The organism is Pseudomonas sp. GL-B-26 (assembly GCF_019947405.1).
Classification (GTDB): domain Bacteria; phylum Pseudomonadota; class Gammaproteobacteria; order Pseudomonadales; family Pseudomonadaceae; genus Aquipseudomonas.
This window is the reverse complement of the sequence record NZ_JAGYGJ010000093.1, coordinates 1-3,046: the sequence shown is the minus strand read 5'-3', so window position 1 is coordinate 3,046 and position 3,046 is coordinate 1. Positions and strand designations below refer to the sequence as shown.

Sequence of the window (3,046 nt, the reverse complement as noted above, 5' to 3'; positions counted from 1 at the left end):
ACGTTACTTTCACTGGTAACGGATCAGGCTAAGGTAAAATTTGTGAGTAGCTCTTAATTGAGCAATGCATGCGAATTTTCGGCGAATGTCGTCTTCACAGTATAACCAGATTGCTTGGGGTTATATGGTCAAGTGAAGAAGCGCATACGGTGGATGCCTTGGCAGTCAGAGGCGATGAAAGACGTGGTAGCCTGCGAAAAGCTTCGGGGAGTCGGCAAACAGACTTTGATCCGGAGATGTCTGAATGGGGGAACCCAGCCATCATAAGATGGTTATCTTAAGCTGAATACATAGGCTTAAGAGGCGAACCAGGGGAACTGAAACATCTAAGTACCCTGAGGAAAAGAAATCAACCGAGATTCCCTTAGTAGTGGCGAGCGAACGGGGACTAGCCCTTAAGTGGCTTTGAGATTAGCGGAACGCTCTGGAAAGTGCGGCCATAGTGGGTGATAGCCCTGTACGCGAAAATCTCTTGGTCATGAAATCGAGTAGGACGGAGCACGAGAAACTTTGTCTGAATATGGGGGGACCATCCTCCAAGGCTAAATACTACTGACTGACCGATAGTGAACTAGTACCGTGAGGGAAAGGCGAAAAGAACCCCGGAGAGGGGAGTGAAATAGATCCTGAAACCGTATGCGTACAAGCAGTGGGAGCCCACTTGTTGGGTGACTGCGTACCTTTTGTATAATGGGTCAGCGACTTATTTTCAGTGGCGAGCTTAACCGAATAGGGGAGGCGTAGCGAAAGCGAGTCTTAATAGGGCGTCTAGTCGCTGGGAATAGACCCGAAACCGGGCGATCTATCCATGGGCAGGTTGAAGGTTGGGTAACACTAACTGGAGGACCGAACCGACTACCGTTGAAAAGTTAGCGGATGACCTGTGGATCGGAGTGAAAGGCTAATCAAGCTCGGAGATAGCTGGTTCTCCTCGAAAGCTATTTAGGTAGCGCCTCATGTATCACTGTAGGGGGTAGAGCACTGTTTCGGCTAGGGGGTCATCCCGACTTACCAAACCGATGCAAACTCCGAATACCTACAAGTGCCGAGCATGGGAGACACACGGCGGGTGCTAACGTCCGTCGTGAAAAGGGAAACAACCCAGACCGTCAGCTAAGGTCCCAAAGTTATGGTTAAGTGGGAAACGATGTGGGAAGGCTTAGACAGCTAGGAGGTTGGCTTAGAAGCAGCCACCCTTTAAAGAAAGCGTAATAGCTCACTAGTCGAGTCGGCCTGCGCGGAAGATGTAACGGGGCTCAAACCATACACCGAAGCTACGGGTATCACTTAGGTGATGCGGTAGAGGAGCGTTCTGTAAGCCTGTGAAGGTGAGTTGAGAAGCTTGCTGGAGGTATCAGAAGTGCGAATGCTGACATGAGTAACGACAATGGGTGTGAAAAACACCCACGCCGAAAGACCAAGGTTTCCTGCGCAACGTTAATCGACGCAGGGTTAGTCGGTCCCTAAGGCGAGGCTGAAAAGCGTAGTCGATGGAAAACAGGTTAATATTCCTGTACTTCTGGTTATTGCGATGGAGGGACGGAGAAGGCTAGGCCAGCTTGGCGTTGGTTGTCCAAGTTTAAGGTGGTAGGCTGGAATCTTAGGTAAATCCGGGATTCCAAGGCCGAGAGCTGATGACGAGTTACCCTTTGGGTGACGAAGTGGTTGATGCCATGCTTCCAAGAAAAGCTTCTAAGCTTCAGGTAACCAGGAACCGTACCCCAAACCGACACAGGTGGTTGGGTAGAGAATACCAAGGCGCTTGAGAGAACTCGGGTGAAGGAACTAGGCAAAATGGCACCGTAACTTCGGGAGAAGGTGCGCCGGTGAGGGTGAAGCATTTACTGCGTAAGCCCATGCCGGTCGAAGATACCAGGCCGCTGCGACTGTTTATTAAAAACACAGCACTCTGCAAACACGAAAGTGGACGTATAGGGTGTGACGCCTGCCCGGTGCCGGAAGGTTAATTGATGGGGTTAGCTAACGCGAAGCTCTTGATCGAAGCCCCGGTAAACGGCGGCCGTAACTATAACGGTCCTAAGGTAGCGAAATTCCTTGTCGGGTAAGTTCCGACCTGCACGAATGGCGTAACGATGGCGGCGCTGTCTCCACCCGAGACTCAGTGAAATTGAAATCGCTGTGAAGATGCAGTGTATCCGCGGCTAGACGGAAAGACCCCGTGAACCTTTACTATAGCTTTGCACTGGACTTTGAATTTGCTTGTGTAGGATAGGTGGGAGGCTTTGAAGCGTGGACGCCAGTTCGCGTGGAGCCAACCTTGAAATACCACCCTGGCAACTTTGAGGTTCTAACTCAGGTCCGTTATCCGGATCGAGGACAGTGTATGGTGGGTAGTTTGACTGGGGCGGTCTCCTCCTAAAGAGTAACGGAGGAGTACGAAGGTGCGCTCAGACCGGTCGGAAATCGGTCGTAGAGTATAAAGGCAAAAGCGCGCTTGACTGCGAGACAGACACGTCGAGCAGGTACGAAAGTAGGTCTTAGTGATCCGGTGGTTCTGTATGGAAGGGCCATCGCTCAACGGATAAAAGGTACTCCGGGGATAACAGGCTGATACCGCCCAAGAGTTCATATCGACGGCGGTGTTTGGCACCTCGATGTCGGCTCATCACATCCTGGGGCTGAAGCCGGTCCCAAGGGTATGGCTGTTCGCCATTTAAAGTGGTACGCGAGCTGGGTTTAGAACGTCGTGAGACAGTTCGGTCCCTATCTGCCGTGGACGTTTGAGATTTGAGAGGGGCTGCTCCTAGTACGAGAGGACCGGAGTGGACGAACCTCTGGTGTTCCGGTTGTCACGCCAGTGGCATTGCCGGGTAGCTATGTTCGGAATAGATAACCGCTGAAAGCATCTAAGCGGGAAACTAGCCTCAAGATGAGATCTCACTGGGACCTTGAGTCCCCTGAAGGGCCGTCGAAGACTACGACGTTGATAGGTTGGGTGTGTAAGCGCTGTGAGGCGTTGAGCTAACCAATACTAATTGCCCGTGAGGCTTGACCATATAACACCCAAGCAATTTGCTGACCTGAA

Annotated in this window: 1 rRNA gene; it reads left to right on the top strand. The window is 51.6% G+C overall.

Annotated features, from left to right (window positions below):
- Positions 1 to 126: 126 nt before the first annotated feature.
- Positions 127 to 3,017: ribosomal RNA gene (locus tag KGB23_RS29960) — 23S ribosomal RNA — on the top strand.
- Positions 3,018 to 3,046: the final 29 nt, after the last annotated feature.